This is a genomic window from Bacillus sp. GS3m_15504, assembly GCF_055825275.1.
In genome coordinates, this window is sequence record NZ_JBVVNL010000001.1 from 2,133,507 (window position 1) to 2,152,919 (window position 19,413).

Here is a 19,413-nt window from a genome sequence, read left to right on the forward strand (position 1 = left end):
TCTCCTTTCTTATATTTCCATATATAGGAGGGATAACCCTCCTATTGAACATCGTAAGATTTAAATCAAAACTAAGAGAATTATTTCGAATGTATTGATTCAGAAGAATGCACTTTAGAATGTGATGGCAATAAAGTAAACACACACAAGATGATAGTAATAAATAACATTACTAAAGAACCTACAATAACCACAAGTTGTATAGAAATAAATTGAGTGGCAACTCCGAACAAAATCGTAATTAAAATGGTGATACCTGCAATAAATAATCCATATATGCTCCCAATCCGTCCCATTATATGGACAGGGACATTATTTTGATAAAAGGTATTAAACCCTGTATTTGCATACGCCATAGAGAAAGATAAAATAAAAAATCCGATAGCAGCTATTAAAAACCCATTTGAAAAAGCATAAATTATATAACCGATTGCGATGAATAATGATCCTATCCCAATTAATAATGAAGGTGTTAGTTTTTTTGATAAAATTGTATTTGTTATTGCTCCTAAAATAAATCCAGCTCCAGCAATACTAACTAAAAAGCCATATTCACTATCTGTTAAAAATAAAACTTTTTTCGCAAATGACAATTCAAGTGAATCATTTGCGGCAGCTAACACCATCATCCCTTGGAATAAGAAGTACACGAAAACGATATACAAAGATTTTTTACTAAAATTTAAAACGATGTTCCAATCTTTTTTTAGTATAGCTAAAGATAATGTGTCATTTGATGTATGACTATCAGATTTTTTATCAAGATTAGGTAGCAGCAATGTAATTACTCCTGATAAGAGAAATGCTATAGCATTCATATATATAGCAAACTCTGGTGTACTTGCTATTAACAATGACCCCGCTATCGCTGGACCAATTACAGAAGCCCCAGATCCTATTAAACTACGTAATGAGTTGAAACGTTGTCTTTGTTCCACTGGTATTAATTTCGTCATATACGTCATCGCAGTTGGCTCATAAATTGCATTTGCCATACTAATAAAGAATACAAATACATAAACCATCCAAAGTGATGGAAGTAAAGGTAAAATAGCGATACATACCGCGCGATATATATCGAGGTGGATCATTAATTTTCGTTTATTTAAACGATCAATCATACTTCCTGACCAAGCGTTTGTAAATAAAGCAGCCAATGGTTTAATTACATATAAAGTAGCAACAGCTAAGGCTGAACCACCCATATGATAGACAAGTACATTCAGTGCTATTAAGTAAATCCATGCCCCTAAATTTGCAATACCAACTCCGGACAGTAGTAATAAAGGATATTTCCAATCTTTAAGTAAGTTTTTCATTTTAGGCCCCCGCTTTTCAAATTGTTTTAAACCAATAAAAAAATCCCACCCCCAAGACTTTTAGTCTTAGGGACGAGATTTATCATCGCGGTGCCACCCTAGTTTGTTAATATGTCACCATATTAACCTTATCTGGTACTGCATTTTCATTCATGCTTATACCATAGCTCTATAACGGGAGCTCCCGTCACACCACCCTCTATTAATAGATTCCGATGCGCTGCTCAGAGGCTTGGTTCAATAAAGAATTTTTACTCCTTTTCAGCTAAATGGAGCTCTCTGTGAAAAATTCATCTTATTTACTCTTCTCTTCACTGCATTTGATTTTTTCCATATTATCACAGTTTATTTTAACTGTAAATATAAAATAATCAGATATTTATAGTTGCGTCATTTCACTATTTATGTAAGTTTTTTTGTTTTAGTAACTGTTAAAAATCTTATTTATTATTTTTTCTAAAAATTACGGTGCGTGAAATTACTTAAACCATTAAAAAAAGAGTCTATTATATATAGACCCTTCACATATCCTAATTAATTTGTATTTGCCTCTGTTAACGGTTGTAACGGTGGCTCTAATTCTAGTTCCAATACATCGCCTTCTTGTATAGCTTGTCCTTTTTTGATACTTTGACTTGTTACATATCCCGTACCTGAAGTTTTTAAATCTAATTTTAATAGTTTAGAAAAATACATCACATCACGCATTGACCAACCTTGTAAATTGGGCATCGTAGCGTTTTTTCCTAATAAAAATATTCGATCTCCTTCACTCATTACTTCGCCAGACTGCGGATATTGTTTTATTATTTTTCCTTCTCCTAAAGTTATTGGTTGGAGCCTCTCTTTTTTTACATTATTCTCTACCGTATCCATGGATTGATTCACATAGTTTTGCACTTTTAATTGGGATTTTTCCGTTGCATCGGCCATTTGTTTTTCTGTGTATGGTTTCACCTTTAAATATTCAAGGCTATTTTTCACAACTGGTTTAAATATTTCAGCAAGCGGCTGAGCTCCATACTCGTCTCCCTTTAACTTTGGTTGTTTAATTGCCAAGTATACAATTAACTCCGGATCATCAATCGGAGCCATACCTAAAAATGAAAAAATATAATTTTCTTTCCCTTCCATATATCGTCCATTTTCAGGATTCGGAATTTGCGCTGTTCCTGTCTTACCTCCTATTGGATAACCATCCACTTTATACATTGTACCAGTCCCTTTTGAAGACGTAATAACACGCTCCATTAAGTCTCTTACCTTGTCCGCTGTCTCTTTTTTTATCGGATTCCCAATTTCTTTCGGTTGATTTTCCATAATAACTTGTTTGTTTGTTGGATTTACAACTTTGTCAACGATATATGGTTGCATCATTTTTCCGTCATTTGCTATAGCAGTAGCGGCTTGGATTAATTGAATTGGAGTTACTGTAGAACCTTGTCCGAAAGAAGTTGTTACTTGTTGAATTTGTGTATTTAATAGTAAAGTATTTTTACTTTCACCAGGTAAATCTATTCCAGTTTTTTGATTGAAACCAAATTTGTTCATATATTGCTTAAATTTATTTGGTTTTAATAACTGATCTTCTAAAATAGAAAAAGCTACGTTTGATGATCTTTCAAAACCTTCATCAAATGTAATAGATCCCCATCCAAATCCACCATTATGATCTTTTATATCAGATGAACCAACTGCATATTTTCCGGATTGGAAATATTCTTTTCCGTTATATACCCCTTCATTAATTGCTGCAGCTAACGTAAATACTTTCATCGTTGAACCTGGTTCATATGCATTGGCGATTGGATCATTTAAAAAGTATTCAATATCCCCTTTATTAGGGTTAAAACTAGGTTTACTAGACATAGCTAACACTTTCCCCGTCTTTGGATCCGCTATGATACCTAATAACATAGAAGGATCATAGTGATCTTGCGCCTTATTCATCGCTTCTTCTAAAAAACTATTAATTTGTTTATCAAGCGTAAGATATACGTTATTTCCATGTTTAGCAGGTTCTATTTTTCCTATATCATTTGTAAGCGGGATACCTCCTCGCCCTCCCACATACTCTATATTCCCGTTTGTCGAGCGCAAATATTTATCCAAACTTTTTTCAAGTCCAAATTTCCCTTCTGTATTTCCTTTATCGTCTGGTCTAGCAAAACCAAGTATATAAGATGCAAAATCTTCATTCGGATACACCCTTGCTTTCTCAGGCATAAAAGATACACCCGGGATTTTTAACTTTCTAATTTGTTCTTTCTTTTCTCTCGTTAAATTTCGACCAACTTTTCCAATTTCAACTTGCGTACGCCCTTCATGGAAATTCTTTAACACATCTTCTTTATTAATTTCAAGCGCATCAGCTAATTGCGCTGCGGTTTCATCTTTATTTTTCAATTTGCCATTACCTTTCAAATTCACAACAACACGATACGTTGTGGAATCTTGAACTAAGACTTTTCCAGCTTGATCATATATTGTGCCACGATTTGCTTCCAAAATACCATTTTTATTATGTTGTTCCGTTGCAAGATCCTTTACATTCACATTATGTACGACCCCTACGGCTTGAATATAGAAAAAACGCAAAAGCATAATAAGAAACAAAACAATAAAAGCAATCATAAAATAGCGCGCGCCTTTATTCGTTTGAAGTTTATGCATATTTCGCTCCTTTCTTTTTTAATTGATACATGCAAAGATGCGCTTTAAAATATGTAATTTTTACTTTCAATACTATATGTTTCGAAGTTTTCGTATGAATTCCTTTAAAACAATGTGAAACTAGCTATAGTTATTGTCAGTTTATTTAAATACTTAAAATACAGTACGTGAAATTTAAGAATATTCATTCTCTTTTTTTGCATAACACTCAAATTGTTATTGCAAGTAATCTATTCACTTGTATACAACAAAAAATCCTCCTCTGAATTTCCAAAGGGGGATTTTTTCCTAAGCTATAAAAGGCTAGTTATGAAATTTAAGCTACATGGTTATATTTCTCTAAAAAACGAATTCGTTTCGCTACGAATGCATACATTTTGAAAACAAGTTTTGCTATTGGTTCAAATATACGTTTTTTCTGCAATAATAAACAGCTTGTTAAAATCGTTATGACAGCCGCACCTATTACATCTAAAGGAAAATGAACACCTACATACAAACGTGATATACAAACTAATACTGCCCACAAAAGTGCAATATATCTTAACTTTTCTCCTCTAAGAATAAACATGAATGCAATCGATAATACAAGTACAGAATGATCACTAACAAAGGATGAGTTTTCTGCGTGGGGTACTAATTGATTCACATCATATGATACAAAAGGACGTGGATGATAGTATACTAAATGAATAAAAACATTTACTAGCAATGCAATTATTACTGAAAGTGTCGTATACAACACTGTATATTGTTTTCTTATCGCATTCTCTTTCTTTCCGTTATGAAACCATAAGATAAGCATGAATAGAATAGCCACATATGCAGCACTATTTGTAATAGCAATCATTACCTTATCTAAGAGTACAGATGTACCTGCTAAATTGTTTATCCATTGAAATACTGTGTAATTCACATTACTCTCTCCTTATAATTTCTTGTTTTACTTGAAATTAAGATACAAGTTTACTTGATTTACACAGTATACAACATTTACACACATTTAGATTTTCACTTTATTCATGTTACTATTTTTCATTTGACAATTATGTAACTATTTACATGCATTAAAAATATATATGATGGAAAAACCTTTAAAATCATATAATCCACTAACTAAAAGTGTATATATTACATAACATATACATATAAAAACATAGGTTATTAAATCATATTTTTATTCCATACGTAGAGCGATATTACCGAACTGTTCTCCCTGCTCCATACGGCTCAACGCTTGAATTGCTTCTTCCAACGAATAAACTTTATCTATAATTGGTTTAATCTTATATTTCTCTATAAACCTAATCATTTCATCAAATTCCTCACGGCTACCCATAGATGTTCCCATAATATCAATTTGGTTATAAAATAACGCTCTTAAAGGTAATTCTATTTTATCTCCTGAACTTGCACCAAAATTAACAATTCTCCCATTTGGGTTTAATACATCAAAGTATTTTATGAATGTTGCTGGACCTATACTATCAATTATTAAATCTACTTTTCCTCCGCATAAACTCTCTTCCCAATTTCCAGAACTATTAAAAGAAAAGTCTGCGCCATATGTTTCGGCAAACTTTCTTTTGTTTTCTACCCTTGACGTAACACTTACTTTTGCGCCAATTGCTTTTGCAAATAACATGGCAAATGTCGCTACACCGCCGCCTATCCCCGGAATTAAAACATGTTCTCCACACTTCAATCTACCCTTTGTAAAAAGCGCTCTATATGCAGTCAGTGCCGATAAAGCCAAAACGCCAGACTCTTCCCAAGTAAGATATGACGGTTTTCCCACTACATTTTCAGCGGGCACTATTACATATTCAGCAAACGTTCCATCTTTTGGTCCCCCTAATACCTCTGGTAACTCTGGTACTTCGGCGATATTCTCCCATCCAATACTAGGATTAATAATAACCTCGGCTTGTAATAAATCAGCTGAAACACCTTCTCCTATTTCTGTAACAATACCTGCACCATCTGATCCTATTACTAACGGTAGATCCATTTCTTTTCTATTGTTTATAATAAATAAATCCCTATGATTTAATCCTGCTGCTTTTAACTTTACTTTTACTTCCCCGGCATTAGGATGTGTTTCAGATAAGAATTTATTTTCTAATCCCTCTACCCCTTTTTTATATTGATGTACAATTGCTTTCATTGCTTAATTCCCCCTTAATATTTTCAATGTACTAGAAATATCGAAATAAATAAACTAATCTGTCTCTAATAATTAGAAATAATGTATATCGTTATAACAAAAGAAAAATTCCTCCCTATAAATAACATAGGAAGGAGGTTTTTTAAATTTTTTAATAAGAATCTGTAATGTTAAATTTTTTGAGTTTTAGCCAATTCAAATATATTTTGAATAAACGGCGCTTTTGCACTTGTATATGAACCTCGATCAAAAGGATATGTAGCTGCAAGTTTCTCTTTTAATTCTCTATATTCATTACGTGCCCACTCATGTTTCGTTAGAAAGTCTCGAAATAAAAGATTGTTTTTCCATTCGTCACTATTATAAATATAAACGTGCAAATGATGGGTACCCGCTCTCCATTTTCCCTTTCTAAAAAAACGCCAATTAGATGTTTCTTTTGGAACATACTCATATCCAATTTTTAATAGATCATCAATCCACTTTTCGATAATTTGCAAATCTGTTACGCCAATCATCATATCAATTAAAGGTTTCGCTCCTAGCCCTTTTACAGATGTGCTCCCTATATGTTCAATAGCAATACAATCTTCCCCGAATAAAGAAATAAATTTCTCTTTTTCTATTAAATACTCTTCGTGCCACTCTTTTTCATATGGTTTAATAACGATTTGTTGTTCCATTTTATCCACCTTCTTATAATTATTTATTACTATATTTACAAAAATTCATGTGATTCACATAGGATTTTTACAAAATGTGTCGAATACTGAAAGATATAACTTAATTATAATAAATGCGAGGTATAATATGAAAGATATTCCAGTTGAAATTCAGTTGAATCAAGTTACATTCCAGTTAAAAGAACATCATAATTTTGATTGGCTATTGAAATTAGGAAACGTATTTGCGGTTTTTGACCAACAAGATTCAGGTAACCTATCTTTCGGTGTAGAAAGAGACGGACATAAGAAATTTATTAAATATGCAGGGGCACGAACAATTGCATATGAAGGAACAATGAAAGACGCTATTGAACGCTTAAAAAGTTCAGTTTCCCTATACGAGGAATTAATGCATGACTCACTTATAAAACTAATCGATCATTTTCCAGTTCAATCTGGATATGTATTAATTTTTGATTGGTTTGATGGTGAATGTCTTCATTCGCATTGGAGTTTCCCGCCTCCTGACAAATATAAAAATCCAAACTCTCCATTTTATAAATTTAAGCATTTACCTGTTATAAAACGGATTCAATCTTTAAATTCCATTTTTTCTTTCCATACATATGTCGAAAAGAAAAACTACGTAGCGATAGATTTTTATGACGGTAGTATTTTATATGATTTTCACACAAATGAGACAAAGATTTGTGATATTGATTTATATTCAAAAAAACCATTTGTGAATAAAATGGGAAGATTATGGGGTTCCTCGCGTTTTATGTCTCCTGAAGAATTTGAGCTAAACGCTATAATTGATTCGAGAACAAATGTATTTAATATGGGGGCAATGGCTTTCGCAATTTTAGGTGGTGGAAAAGAGCGCTCCTTTACAGAATGGGAAGCAAGTAGGGATTTATATGAAATAGCGTATCGCGCAGTAAATGAAAACCGAACCGAACGATATGCATCAGTTAAAGAATTTTATGAAGAGTGGGTAAGCGTGTCAAATACTAAAAAGATATAAACCTATATTATTCAAACAAATATATAGTTTATACTATTATCATGATAATATATATGAAAAGGAAATAAAAATAACGAGGCAGATATTATGAACTTTGTGTATATCAATCAACACGTGTTAAATAACCTTTTATACATTTTAAGTAGTATATTTATTTTTTATTTTATATATGATAGCGGGCGCTATTTAAAGAAATATAAAAAACTACTTATTATACTTTGTACGAGTATCCCTCTTATTTTATGTATGCGTTATCCTATCTATATGGATGAAAATTGTATTCATGATTTAAGACAAATACCCGTTATAATAGGTACGCTTTATGGTGGCTTTCCTGTCGGTATAACATTGTTTGCTATTTTATTAATTACAAGATTTTCATTTTATGGATTTAGTATGTTAACAATAGTAGTGTATGGCACAATGTTTATCATTACAGCATTCGCATCCGCAAAATTTAATACGTATAATAGAAAAATCAAAGTAACTTATGCAATGTTTTTAACATTTTTTCTGGCAATATTTACAACTGTAATTGTATTAACTTTATCAGATTTTGAAGTGAATAATTTGTATATTATTTATTTCATAATATTACCAACTATTTTAATGTTGTTTGTCGTTTATTTTAATGAAGTTTTAAAAGATGCATTATGTATGCGATCGAAGTTAATTAAAATGGAAAAAATGGAGATTGTTAGCCAACTCGCTGCTAGTATATCGCACGAAGTAAGAAATCCCTTAACTGTCGTAAAAGGATTTACTCAACTTTTAAAAACACCAAATTTAACTCCAGAATCAAGAGATGAGTATATTAAGCATATACTAGAAGAATTACATCGTGCTCAAGGAATTATTGATGATTATTTAACGTTTGCCAAACCTGCTTCAGAAAAATTAGATGAGATTTCAGTAGAACAAGAGTTAAATCGAGTTATTAATATGATCTTACCTTTATGTAATATGAATACAATACATATTACAAAAGATTTCTCTATGGCAACAATAGTTGGTAATAAACAGCACTTTCAGCAATGTTTTTTAAATTTAATAAAAAATGGTATTGAAGCAATGCCTAATGGCGGTACTTTAAATATCTCCTCATCTATTAGTAATAATAAGGTTATCATACGTATTGAAGATAGCGGAATTGGTATGTCACAAGAGCAAGTAAATCGATTTGGTGAACCGTATTTTAGTACAAAAACGAAAGGTACAGGCTTAGGTACAATGGTTGCTGTTAAGATCATTGAAACGATGCAAGGTAGTTTAAGAATCCGAAGCGTCGTTAATAAAGGTACCACTTTAACAATTACATTTCCGAAATGTAGTCAGAACTCATCTGATAACAAATAAAAAAGGAGCAATTATGCTCCTTTTTTATTTGTTTCGATACATAAGTATCTTCTATGTTTTTTTAGTTTACATTTGTGGAGACTAATTAGAAATTAGTACCCTCCGCCCCAGCAGCTGCATCCAACGATAATTAATAAAATAAACAACACAACTAATAAAGCAAAACCTCCACCAAAACCACAAGAACCACCGTAACTCATATTTTCTCCTCCTTTTGGTTTGAAAACTAATAGGTAGTTGATCATTTTAACTGGTTCGTATTATACATTATGTAAATATCCCTTTTTTGAGCATGTCTATATAAAAATAAGTAAAAGCACTCATTTGAGAGTGCTTTAAAATGGATACCAGAAATTTTGAAATACATGTAACTTTAAATATACTGCAGTAATTAAAATAAAAACACCTATAAATAAAGCAATGAAATCCCCGCTGTTCGCTTTATTTGTATAAAACCACGTACGTGTATTCTTCTTTCCAAATCCTCTTAAATCCATTGCATTTGAAACTGTATCGATTCTCTCTAGAGAATGAATAATTAAAGGCCAAAAAATTAAGATACGGTTTTTCATACGAATCCATAAACTTGCTTCTCCTTTTTCAAAAGCTACTCCTCTCGCCTCTTGGGCATGTTTAATAACTTTATATTCAGATTGAATATCAGGTATATAACGTAATGCAATATTTATTGCATAAATAATCTTATAATGAACTCGAAATTTACTTAAGCTACTCACAAATTCGCTTGGATTAGTCGTATAAATTAAAATAAGTGTAAATGGTAATAACGTAAAATACTTTAACGAAAGTGTAGCTGTATAAAATAATGTTTCGTATGTAATTGTTGCATATACAATATACATAAATGAAGTATACAATCCGGTTAATTCAGATCCATGGGTTGGTGTAATAAATAAAATCATGACAGAATTTAATAAACTAAATGTAAATATAACACTAAAAACAATAAAAATTTTACGAAATGGAATTTTAGCAACTACAAGTCCGATACATCCAATGAAAAATAAAAATAACAATACGCGAAAATCAAAAAATAAAAAAGTAAGCGTCATACAAAAAATAAATAAGAACAATTTCACTGCTCCATCCATGCGATGAAAATATGTATTATACACCTTCCTCCCTCCTAATATCATCAAAATAAAGTTCCATAAATTTTTCAGGATTTGCAATACCACTAAATTTAACGAGTTTGAATAAAGAGCTCTCCTTTAAGTTCGCTCTTTGTAACGTTGCTGGATGTCCTAATACAATGGACGCGGTATGATTCGCAATAATTCTCCCTTCGTGTAAAACTATTGCCCTGTCTGCATATTCCAATGCAAGATTCATATCGTGTGTGATAAAAATAAACGATATTCCCTTTTTAGCTAATTTTCTAATAAACGACATAAACTGTTTATAATGATAATAATCTTGTCCCGCTGTCGGTTCATCTAATATGATAAGTTTTGGATTTGCTGTTAGTACAGATGCAATCGTTAATCTCTTTTTTTGTCCATAACTTAACGCCTGAATTGGCCAATTTCGAAATGGATACAAACCACAAATTTTTAACGCTTCCTCCGCTCTAAACTTAATTTCTTCCTTTGAAACCTTTTTTAATTTTAATGTGAATGAAACCTCTTCTATAACAGTAGATTGTGTAATCATATGATTTGGATTTTGCATGACATAAGATATAATCTCACCGCGTTTACGTATAGACCAAGAATTGATATTTACTCCATCAATTAAAATCCTGCTATTTTTTGTTTTGTTTATTCCTATAAGACTATGAGCTAATGTTGATTTTCCAGCTCCGTTATGGCCCAAAATTGCTACAATTTCTCCTTCATATATGGATAAATTTACATTCTCTAATCCTTTTTGTTTATTAGGATATGAGAATGATAAATTCTCTACTTTCAATAATTCTTTTTTTGTAGGAGTATCTTTACAAAAAGCTTTTTTCTCCATCCACTCTTTTATTACGCCACTAATACTTTCCTTATGAAGATTTTCAAGTGGATATATTACGTCATTATTACTATCAAAATGTAATCTTTTTAATCCTTCTATGTACATAGGTTCTCTTAATCCGATTGAGGGTAATATATTTGACGCTAAAATTCTTTCTGGTGTGTCGATCGCAACAATTTCCCCTTCATCAATTAAAATGATCTTATCTAAATCCAGATTTAACATTTCTTCTATTCGATGTTCAATAATTACAATTGTTTTATTATATTGCTTATGTATATTTTTAATAAGTTCAATTGTATGTAAGCTGCTAGCTGGATCTAAATTTGCTAACGGTTCATCGAACAATAACATAGGAGCATTTGTTGTTAACAAACCCGCTAAAGAAACAGTTTGTTTTTGCCCTCCAGATAATTCATGCGGACTTTGTTTATGAAAAGTATGCATCCCTACCTTTTTTAATGACTCCGAGACAATCTTTTTCATTTCATCCTGATTTACACATTCATTTTCTAAATAAAAGGCTACATCTTCTTCTACTGTAAGACCAATAAATTGTGCATCTTGATCTTGCAAAATTGTGCCTACATGTTTACTCAGTTCAAAAACACTCTTTTTCCTCGGGTCTTTTCCAGCAATTAAAATATTACCAGTACTAGTCCCTTCATAAGAAAATGGGATTAGCCCATTCATACAATGAGCTAACGTTGATTTCCCTGAACCACTTCGTCCAGCAATTAGCACTTTTTCCCCAGGATATATATGAAATGTAATGTCTTTAACAGTGGGCTGCGCTGCATGCTTATATTGAAAGTTGAATTGTTCAAAAGAAATAATTGGTTGCATTTTAATATCCCTACTTTTCAATTTTTAAATGTGTATGTTTCTTATTCGATTTAGCTAGGCCTATTGTAATTGGCAATCCAAGAACTAAAAATACAATAACGTCAGCAATTGTTGCACCTAACACTTGTATAACAATTTTATCAAACGGTTCTCCCATCACAATAATATCGAATGCCCCAGCAAATATAATAGCAATGACAATTCCAATTAAGCCAGTAATGGCTAAATAAGAAATATCTCCCTTATTATATGTCCCGTTTTTCACACTAAAGCCAACTCTTTTTTGAATGAACCCCATTGTAAAGCCAATAATGCCTGAACTAATAACCCATCCCCACCAAATACCCCAGCCAGCGATTATGTCTGTTACGGTATGACCGATAAGTCCTATTAACAGTCCTGCTACTGGACCAAATAACGCTCCAAAAACGGTTAAAATAGCTAATGCAGGTTTAATAAATGTATTTGGAGCAATAGAAAATCCCCAAAGTCCTAATATCCCGTATAATGCTGATCCAATTCCGATTGCTACTACTAATTTTGTTGATAATCTGTTCATTATAATTCCCCTCTCTTAATAGTCAACTTTTATTACTCTATATTTATTTTGAAAATGAATTATGCATCGACACTCCCTTTCTATACAACAAAAAATGACCTCTTACATAAGAGGTCATTTTCTTTCACGTTCAAGAATCCTCTTATCTTCCAAAAAACACAACGTGTTCTCTGCGGAATTAGCACCTTCCTATGCATTTACATAGGGGTTGCTGAGGTTTCATAGGGCCGTTCCCTCCACCTCTCTGGATAAGTATTAATTTGTAATTCGTATTATGGCATTAAGAAGTATAAATTTCAACACTTTTCTAATTATTTTTATTTTTTGTTCAACGGTACGTTTAAATCATTGTATTCTTATCGGAATTATGAAATAATAAATTTAAAATAGTTACGGGAGGAATGTACGATGAAAGTAATTGGTTTAATTGGCGGACTAAGTTGGGAATCTACATCATTATATTATAAACATATTAATACACTTACACTCTCTCAATATGATCAAAATGCAAAGCTTGTTTTATATAGCATGGACTTTGGTGAAGTAACTACTTTATTACAAAATCATCAATATGAAGAAGTGAAAAATGCATTAGTCACAGTTGCAAAAAAAGTTGAAAAATCTGGAGCTGACTGTTTATTAATGTGTTCTAATACTGTCCATTTATTTGCTGAAGAGGTAGAAAGTGCAATATCCATCCCGCTTCTTCATATTGGTGATATAAGTGCTAAAGAAATGGTAGAACAGAATATTAAGCGTATCGGACTATTGGGTACGAAACAAACGATGGAACAAGACTTCTATAAATCACGACTAGCAAACTATAACATTGAGACAATCATCCCAAATGAAGAGGACAGAAATTTTATTCATCATGTAATTTTAAATGAATTAAGTAAAGGGATTATTTCAGAAATATCAAAAGAAAAGCTATTACAAATTACAAAATCATTAATTCAAAATGGCGCAGAAGGTATACTACTAGGCTGCACCGAAATTCCACTGCTTATTTCCCAAAACGATCTTACTGTTCCTGTGTTTGATACTGCTTTTTTACATGCAAATACTGCTGTGCAGTTTGCAGGATAATCATATAAAAGCATAAAGGTTGAGCCTCTATGCTTTTATATGATTTACACTATTTATTTAATAGAGATTTAATAACTGAGATTGCTTCTTTTGCACCACCACATTGTAAAAAGCTATCTTTTAATTTTCGTATACCATGTTTATACTTTTCATTTAAAAGTACGTCTGTTACCGCTTCTTTTAAACTTTGTACATTAACATGCTCTTTCAATAACCTATGTGCGGCTTCAAGCTCAGTTAATCTTTGTGCTATCATCGGTTGATCTTTATCATGTGGAATGATGACAAATGGGACATTAAAATAAATAGCGTCGTGTACACTGTTCATGCCGCCATGTGTAATAAAAACATCTGCTTCATTTAATATTTCTGATTGGGGTACGTATGAAGCAATTATAAAATTGTCTGGCGCTTTCTTAATTTTAGAACGATCATTTCTATCACCAATTGCCATTACAACTACCCCTTTAAAATCTGAGAAAGTATCAATACAAGTATTAAAGAATGGTTCAAGTCCTTCAAGCAGTGTCCCCATTGAAATATAAATAACTTTCTTACCTTTAAGCAATTCAAGTGGAAACTCTACATTTGTTTTACGCTTTGAAATACTTGGTCCAATAAAAATGTTATTTTCTCCAAACAAATCGCTATTAGGTTGGAAGTAACGACTTGTGTACACAAGAGTAATATCTCCCTTGTTATGCATAAATTGAAGATTGTTTTTAGGCTTTACTCCAAATTCATGTTCCATTCGATATAGTAACTGTTCAGAAATTTCATCAGGTTGGAATGGTATTTCTGCATTAGGATGAAAAGGTAAAGTCTCCAAAAATTCAGTAGGAATTAAAAATATAGGAGAAGAAACTATGCCTGGAATTTGTAAATACTCCTTTACTAACTCTCCAGCACCAAATATATCATAAATTACGAAATCAAAATTAATGCTTTCACATAATTGTTTCGTAATTTCTAATATATATAAAGAAGTTTGAACATGTACATGAAAGAAAGAGTTCAATCCATATGAAGTTTCAGTATCAATAGAAATATCCTTTAATAAATCTGGATGGGTATATACAGTAGCTCCCAAATCTTCAATTCTGCCTTTAAAGTGTTCTGTTGTAATATAGTGTACGTGATCCCCCCGTTCAGTAAAGGCTTTGACTAAACTTAATGTCGGGTTTACATGTCCCTCTGCTGGAAAATTAATCATTAAAATATTTAGCATTTCTTTCTCACTCCTTACATTTCAACACTCTTATTAATCATACTGTAATGATTACCGTCAATCTTCCCCTAATAGTCCTAATATACTTGCTACTTTAGATTGATAAATAATTATCAGTTATTTAATTAAAAAAGGCATCTACATAAGTAGATGCCTAACCGTGATAAGGAGTGTTCTGTGAGGTTAGAATAAGCTTTTCAGCTTGTCCTATGCTATCAATATATGATTTTTTTTATAAAACGTGAACAATTGATAGAATGTTTTTACCTTTCTATCACCCATTTTGAATCTATCCCTAAATTAAACGACTCTAATTTCTATACTATTTCATATGTTTTAACCTTCTTGAGAGCTATCTTTTTGTAAAGTTTCTCCAGTCAATCGCTTATTTTTCAATTCAAAATAAGCATCCAAAACTTCTTTTCCAATATCAGAGTTAATACCAGATTTATCATTCATAACCCACGGCACAACTACGGAAAACGCTACTTCTGGATTATCATATGGCGCATACCCTGCTAACGTTAAGTTATAACATTCTCTTCTCTCGCCCTTTTCATTTCTTCCAATATCACTTTCTCCACCGTATACTGTCTGTGCTGTTCCTGTTTTACCTGCTGGTTTATAAGATGCTTTTTGGAACGCTCTTACTCCTGTTCCATCTCCATCTTGGAATACCTTTCTAAATCCTTCTTTTACTTGCTTTATATATTCCTCTTTCATATCAACTTTATTTAAAACTATTGGTTCTACTGCATGCACAACTTTACCAATCTCATCTTTTTGCGAAGTTTGCTCTCTTACCTCTTGAACAATTTGTGGCTTCATTCGATATCCGCCGTTTGCAATTGTTGAAATATACTGTACGAGCTGAAGTGGTGTATACGTGTCGTACTGGCCAATTGAGTAATCTAATAAGAAACCAGGTTGATTATCTTTTTTACCAATTTGTCCAGCTGTTTCATTCGGTAAATCAATACCCGTTGGAACACCTAATCCGAATTGTCTAAAATAGTACCTCATTTTATCAAAGTATTCCTGTTTAATATTTAATGAACTATTTCTCACATAATCCACACCTGCAATTTTTAATGCTGTATGGAACATATAAACGTTTGAAGAGACTTGTAACGCTCTTAAATCATCAATATTTCCAAACTCTTTCCAAGACTTCTTCTCCCTAGTACCTTTAAACTTCATAGGTGCATCATAAAAATAAGTACCTGGTGTTATAGCTTTCGTTTCAAATCCAGTTAAAACTGTGGCACCTTTAACTGTTGATCCCAACTCATATGAACTAGTCATTGTACCTAATGCATAGTCTTCAATTTCTGTTTTCCCGTCTTTTTCTACAAGTCTTTTCCCAGCCATTGATAATACTTGTCCGTTTTTCGGATTCATCATTACAACGAAAGCACGGTCCAACATGGATTCTGATCCTTTATATGCCTTTAATATTTTTTCTATACTTTCTTCTACTTTTTTCTGTAATTCCATATCTATTGTTAAAGTTAAGTTCTTACCGCTCTTTCCCTCCGAAATTGTCTCCGTTCTAATTGTAGTACCTTGTTTATCTGCAACGCTTCTTACTTCTTTTTTTGTACCATGAAGTACATCTTCATATTGCTGCTCGATATAACTTTTTCCAACCCTATCATTTCGGCTATAATCACGTACTAAGTAATAATCTAATCGTTCACTTGGTAATCCTTCATCAGAATTAGAAACATTTCCAAGAACGGATCGGAATAATCCATCATTCACATACACTCTCTCCCAATCAACCGACACGTCTACACCTGGGAGATTCGCCAAACCTTCACTAATTATAGTAAATTCCTTTTCACTAACGTCTTTTTTAATAATTTGTGGAGCCATTTGATAACCAGAAGTCATCTTACTTTTAATAGCTAACACTTTTATATCTTTATCTGTTAAATCCTGAAGATTTTTATCCGTAACTCGTTTTCTTTTTAACTCTTCAATTTTTTTATCTAAATTTTTCCCGGTAATATCTTTATCTCTGAACTTATTTATTTCTTTTTTAGATACTAATTTTTCGGTTAGTATCGGATTTAATTGCATCCAAAAATCTTTCTTATCCGTCTCAGTTAGTTTATCTATATCTTCTTGTGGTATTTCAATTATGTCTGCAAGTTGTCTTGCTGTTTTTAATATTTCTTCTGATTTTACACCTTTCATCTTTGTATATGTAATTGTACGTAAAGACTTATTATCAACTACTGGATTCCCTTCTCGATCAAATATTTTTCCACGCGGGACAGAAAGGCTTACCGTTGCATTTTCTCTCTTCTCTACTTCATTTTTATACGTCTCACCATCGATAATTTGTACTTTACCTAATTGTATGATCATGGCAGAAAATAATATAAATACACAAAAAAATAGAATGTTTAACCGCATTGTTACTGCTCTACCACTTTTTTTCTCTTGTTTTTTCACCTTGGCATAATCTCCTCCTCACTGTATTTCTATTAATAATTGAATCTATATATTAAAAGTAATGTACGTTTTCTATACATTACCTTGCACAAATACTAATATATTGATAAAAACTTAATAGAAATTAAAGCAAATCTAAAGAAAAGGTAAAGTTTTCTAAATTAAATACAAAAATACCCAATAACGAAAAGCTTAACTTTTCGTTATTGGGTATTTAATAATTTAAGAGTTAATAATTGAACGTATTGATTCTAATCTATCACCATAATTTGATAAAGGCTTTTTACTCTGAATTTTTGGCAAGTAAATCGTTACTGTTGTCCCGACACCAACCTCACTCATAATACTTATATTCCCTTGATGACTTTCAATAATTTTATAACTTAACATCAATCCAATACCGGTACCTTTTTCTTTCGTACTATAGAACGGTTCACCTAATCTTTTAATTCTTTCTTCGGGTATTCCTATTCCTTTATCAATTACACTAATAATGATACCATCTTTACCTATTTCTTTTATGTGAATTGAAATTCTTCCGCCATCTGGCATAGCTTCGATCGAATTTTGCAAAATGTTAATAAATACTTGTTTCAGTTGATTTTCTGAGCATTCAATGATTATATCTTTGGAATCTGTATATAATTCAACTTGAATATTTGTCATAATTGCTTTTGTATTTATTAATGAGACGACATTTTTAAATATTTGATAAATATTTTTCTTTTCGGTACTTATTTCGTCTGTTTTAGCAATCGACAAAAACTCTTGAAGAATCGCTTCTATTCTTTCAATTTCAGAAAGCATTAGATCAAAATATTTTTCTTGATCTTCTTTATTAATTTGGAATAACTGTATAAACCCTTTAATGACTGTTAATGGATTCCTAACTTCATGAGCTACACCAGCTGCTAATTGACCGATTGCTGCAAGTGTATCTGATTTATTTAGCAATTCTTCTGTCTTTTTTCGCTCTGTAATATCCCGTACAATAATCATAATTTTATCATGCAATAAAGGTAAACATCTAGCTTCAAAGAAATCGATACTTTCATTAATTGTAAGTGGATATTCAACAATTACATTTGTTCCTTTTTCTTTTACTTGACAAATTGCTTCTTGAAGTTTTTGTGCTACTGAAGATGGTAATACTTCGTAAAACTTTTTTCCCATAAAAGCTTCTGCGGGTACGTAAAATTTTGTGGGGGATCCTGCTTTATAATCAATAATTGTTCCATCATCTTCTGTTAAGAAACATAAATCTGGTAAAGCTTGAAAAATTAATTCCAATTCAGACGTTTGTTGTTTTAATTTCTCTTCTATTGCTTTTAAATGTGTAATATCTACACCAACAGCCCAATAGCTAAATCCACTTACAGGAAACTGTTCTGATATATTGGACCACATTATCGTTTTAATTTCACCATTTTTACATGTTAAGCGCATTTCCCAATCTCTAAAATTCTTTCCACGAGTCAAAAATTTCTTTTGTATCTCATGACGATAATTATGATCAGGATACAGTAATTGAAGTGCGTCTGGATTTCCAATTACCTCTTCCGCAGTATATCCTGTTACAATTTCACATTCGCGATTCCACAAAACAAAGTCTCCATTATAATCAAGCGCATCAACCATAACAGGCATGTTTTGTAGGATTGTATGTAGTTCCTCCTCTTTTCGAGTAAGTAATGTTGTATTTTTACTTTGAAAGCATTTCATTGCTCCATCTATAATTAGATTTGAAAGCATTTCAAAGTATTTTTGGCAATTGAAAATTTCGCTTTTCTGAGACCATACAACAAAAGATCCTAAATATTGATTGTATAAAAAAATGGGGATTTCAATTTTGGGAAGTTTACATATTTTCTTTTCATTTATTCCAAATGAAAATATACATTCTTTTTCAGCATCAAGAAGTTGATGTGATATGTTGGTTAATTGATAAAATTGTTCTGCCATGGTTTCTATTGTACTCACATCAATAAGTTCCATTAGCCGCGCATTCATTCCTTTTTCACCTCAATATGTAAAATTC

The 19,413-nt window shown here is 31.8% G+C and carries 15 protein-coding genes, 1 riboswitch and 1 other annotated feature; of the genes, 3 read left to right on the top strand and 12 right to left on the bottom strand.

Going from position 1 to position 19,413, the window contains the following annotated elements; translation table 11 throughout:
• Positions 1-80: 80 nt before the first annotated feature.
• The 5 genes from AC0L0O_RS11210 to AC0L0O_RS11230 form a co-directional block, all read right to left on the bottom strand.
• Positions 81-1,319: an MFS transporter gene (locus AC0L0O_RS11210; RefSeq protein ID WP_000793324.1), complete on the bottom strand. Its 1,239-nt coding sequence runs from the start codon at positions 1,317-1,319 to the stop codon at positions 81-83.
• A gap of 65 nt (positions 1,320-1,384) precedes the next feature.
• Positions 1,385-1,643: a binding site (T-box leader), on the bottom strand.
• A 210-nt stretch (positions 1,644-1,853) separates the two neighbouring features.
• Positions 1,854-3,992 (bottom strand): penicillin-binding protein, encoded by a 2,139-nt coding sequence (locus AC0L0O_RS11215; RefSeq protein WP_000549346.1) that lies wholly within the window; start codon positions 3,990-3,992, stop codon positions 1,854-1,856.
• A 316-nt stretch (positions 3,993-4,308) separates the two neighbouring features.
• Positions 4,309-4,908 carry an undecaprenyl-diphosphatase gene (locus tag AC0L0O_RS11220; RefSeq protein WP_001110150.1) on the bottom strand — a complete coding sequence of 200 codons (600 nt, stop codon included), beginning with the start codon at positions 4,906-4,908 and terminating at the stop codon, positions 4,309-4,311.
• A 261-nt stretch (positions 4,909-5,169) separates the two neighbouring features.
• A complete protein-coding gene (locus tag AC0L0O_RS11225) occupies positions 5,170-6,159 on the bottom strand; it encodes a zinc-binding dehydrogenase (RefSeq protein WP_000644533.1) in 990 nt (329 codons plus the stop codon).
• A 170-nt stretch (positions 6,160-6,329) separates the two neighbouring features.
• Positions 6,330-6,842: a GrpB family protein gene (locus AC0L0O_RS11230; protein WP_000437679.1), complete on the bottom strand. Its 513-nt coding sequence runs from the start codon at positions 6,840-6,842 to the stop codon at positions 6,330-6,332.
• A gap of 127 nt (positions 6,843-6,969) precedes the next feature.
• On the opposite strand from AC0L0O_RS11230, the gene AC0L0O_RS11235 reads away from it, so the two are divergent.
• Both AC0L0O_RS11235 and AC0L0O_RS11240 read left to right on the top strand, forming a co-directional pair.
• A complete protein-coding gene (locus tag AC0L0O_RS11235) occupies positions 6,970-7,851 on the top strand; it encodes a serine/threonine protein kinase (protein WP_000651943.1) in 882 nt (293 codons plus the stop codon).
• An 87-nt stretch (positions 7,852-7,938) separates the two neighbouring features.
• Positions 7,939-9,207 (top strand): sensor histidine kinase, encoded by a 1,269-nt coding sequence (locus AC0L0O_RS11240; protein ID WP_001012261.1) that lies wholly within the window; start codon positions 7,939-7,941, stop codon positions 9,205-9,207.
• Positions 9,208-9,299: 92 nt separating this feature from the next.
• On the opposite strand, the gene AC0L0O_RS11245 is transcribed toward AC0L0O_RS11240, so the two are convergent.
• From AC0L0O_RS11245 to AC0L0O_RS11260, 4 genes are all read right to left on the bottom strand, one after another.
• A complete protein-coding gene (locus AC0L0O_RS11245) occupies positions 9,300-9,407 on the bottom strand; it encodes a YjcZ family sporulation protein (RefSeq protein ID WP_000120182.1) in 108 nt (35 codons plus the stop codon).
• Between the two features lie 135 nt (positions 9,408-9,542).
• Complete coding sequence (locus tag AC0L0O_RS11250; RefSeq protein WP_000282898.1) at positions 9,543-10,343, bottom strand: energy-coupling factor transporter transmembrane component T family protein; 801 nt, start codon at positions 10,341-10,343, stop codon at positions 9,543-9,545.
• Positions 10,336-12,036 (bottom strand): ABC transporter ATP-binding protein, encoded by a 1,701-nt coding sequence (locus AC0L0O_RS11255; protein WP_087963739.1) that lies wholly within the window; start codon positions 12,034-12,036, stop codon positions 10,336-10,338. Before AC0L0O_RS11255 ends, AC0L0O_RS11250 begins: the two co-directional genes overlap by 8 nt.
• Positions 12,037-12,046: 10 nt before the next feature.
• The gene (locus AC0L0O_RS11260) at positions 12,047-12,595 is read right to left on the bottom strand and encodes an ECF-type riboflavin transporter substrate-binding protein (RefSeq protein WP_001081091.1); all 549 of its coding nucleotides are present in this window, start codon (positions 12,593-12,595) and stop codon (positions 12,047-12,049) included.
• 139 nt (positions 12,596-12,734) lie between these two features.
• A riboswitch (SAM riboswitch) is annotated at positions 12,735-12,850 on the bottom strand.
• A 153-nt stretch (positions 12,851-13,003) separates the two neighbouring features.
• Here AC0L0O_RS11260 and AC0L0O_RS11265 point away from each other — a divergent pair.
• The gene (locus tag AC0L0O_RS11265; RefSeq protein ID WP_000864377.1) at positions 13,004-13,684 is read left to right on the top strand and encodes an aspartate/glutamate racemase family protein; all 681 of its coding nucleotides are present in this window, start codon (positions 13,004-13,006) and stop codon (positions 13,682-13,684) included.
• Positions 13,685-13,733: 49 nt separating this feature from the next.
• On the opposite strand, the gene AC0L0O_RS11270 is transcribed toward AC0L0O_RS11265, so the two are convergent.
• The 3 genes from AC0L0O_RS11270 to AC0L0O_RS11280 all read right to left on the bottom strand — a co-directional run bounded on the left by AC0L0O_RS11270 (position 13,734) and on the right by AC0L0O_RS11280 (position 19,385).
• Positions 13,734-14,912: a macrolide family glycosyltransferase gene (locus AC0L0O_RS11270; RefSeq protein WP_000932126.1), complete on the bottom strand. Its 1,179-nt coding sequence runs from the start codon at positions 14,910-14,912 to the stop codon at positions 13,734-13,736.
• A 336-nt stretch (positions 14,913-15,248) separates the two neighbouring features.
• Positions 15,249-17,375 (bottom strand): peptidoglycan D,D-transpeptidase FtsI family protein, encoded by a 2,127-nt coding sequence (locus tag AC0L0O_RS11275; RefSeq protein WP_087963738.1) that lies wholly within the window; start codon positions 17,373-17,375, stop codon positions 15,249-15,251.
• 222 nt (positions 17,376-17,597) lie between these two features.
• The gene (locus AC0L0O_RS11280) at positions 17,598-19,385 is read right to left on the bottom strand and encodes a PAS domain-containing sensor histidine kinase (protein ID WP_000994077.1); all 1,788 of its coding nucleotides are present in this window, start codon (positions 19,383-19,385) and stop codon (positions 17,598-17,600) included.
• Positions 19,386-19,413: the final 28 nt, after the last annotated feature.

What these genes read in the sequence shown, in the direction of transcription:
- AC0L0O_RS11225 (WP_000644533.1), bottom strand. Translation starts at nt 6,159, where the DNA reads ATGAAAGCAATTGTACATCAATATAAAAAAGGGGTAGAGGGATTAGAA.
- AC0L0O_RS11215 (WP_000549346.1), bottom strand. Translation starts at nt 3,992, where the DNA reads ATGCATAAACTTCAAACGAATAAAGGCGCGCGCTATTTTATGATTGCT.
- AC0L0O_RS11235 (WP_000651943.1), top strand. Translation starts at nt 6,970, where the DNA reads ATGAAAGATATTCCAGTTGAAATTCAGTTGAATCAAGTTACATTCCAG.
- AC0L0O_RS11280 (WP_000994077.1), bottom strand. Translation starts at nt 19,385, where the DNA reads ATGAATGCGCGGCTAATGGAACTTATTGATGTGAGTACAATAGAAACC.
- AC0L0O_RS11245 (WP_000120182.1), bottom strand. Translation starts at nt 9,407, where the DNA reads ATGAGTTACGGTGGTTCTTGTGGTTTTGGTGGAGGTTTTGCTTTATTA.
- AC0L0O_RS11270 (WP_000932126.1), bottom strand. Translation starts at nt 14,912, where the DNA reads ATGCTAAATATTTTAATGATTAATTTTCCAGCAGAGGGACATGTAAAC.
- AC0L0O_RS11210 (WP_000793324.1), bottom strand. Translation starts at nt 1,319, where the DNA reads ATGAAAAACTTACTTAAAGATTGGAAATATCCTTTATTACTACTGTCC.
- AC0L0O_RS11240 (WP_001012261.1), top strand. Translation starts at nt 7,939, where the DNA reads ATGAACTTTGTGTATATCAATCAACACGTGTTAAATAACCTTTTATAC.
- AC0L0O_RS11265 (WP_000864377.1), top strand. Translation starts at nt 13,004, where the DNA reads ATGAAAGTAATTGGTTTAATTGGCGGACTAAGTTGGGAATCTACATCA.
- AC0L0O_RS11230 (WP_000437679.1), bottom strand. Translation starts at nt 6,842, where the DNA reads ATGGAACAACAAATCGTTATTAAACCATATGAAAAAGAGTGGCACGAA.
- AC0L0O_RS11255 (WP_087963739.1), bottom strand. Translation starts at nt 12,036, where the DNA reads ATGCAACCAATTATTTCTTTTGAACAATTCAACTTTCAATATAAGCAT.
- AC0L0O_RS11260 (WP_001081091.1), bottom strand. Translation starts at nt 12,595, where the DNA reads ATGAACAGATTATCAACAAAATTAGTAGTAGCAATCGGAATTGGATCA.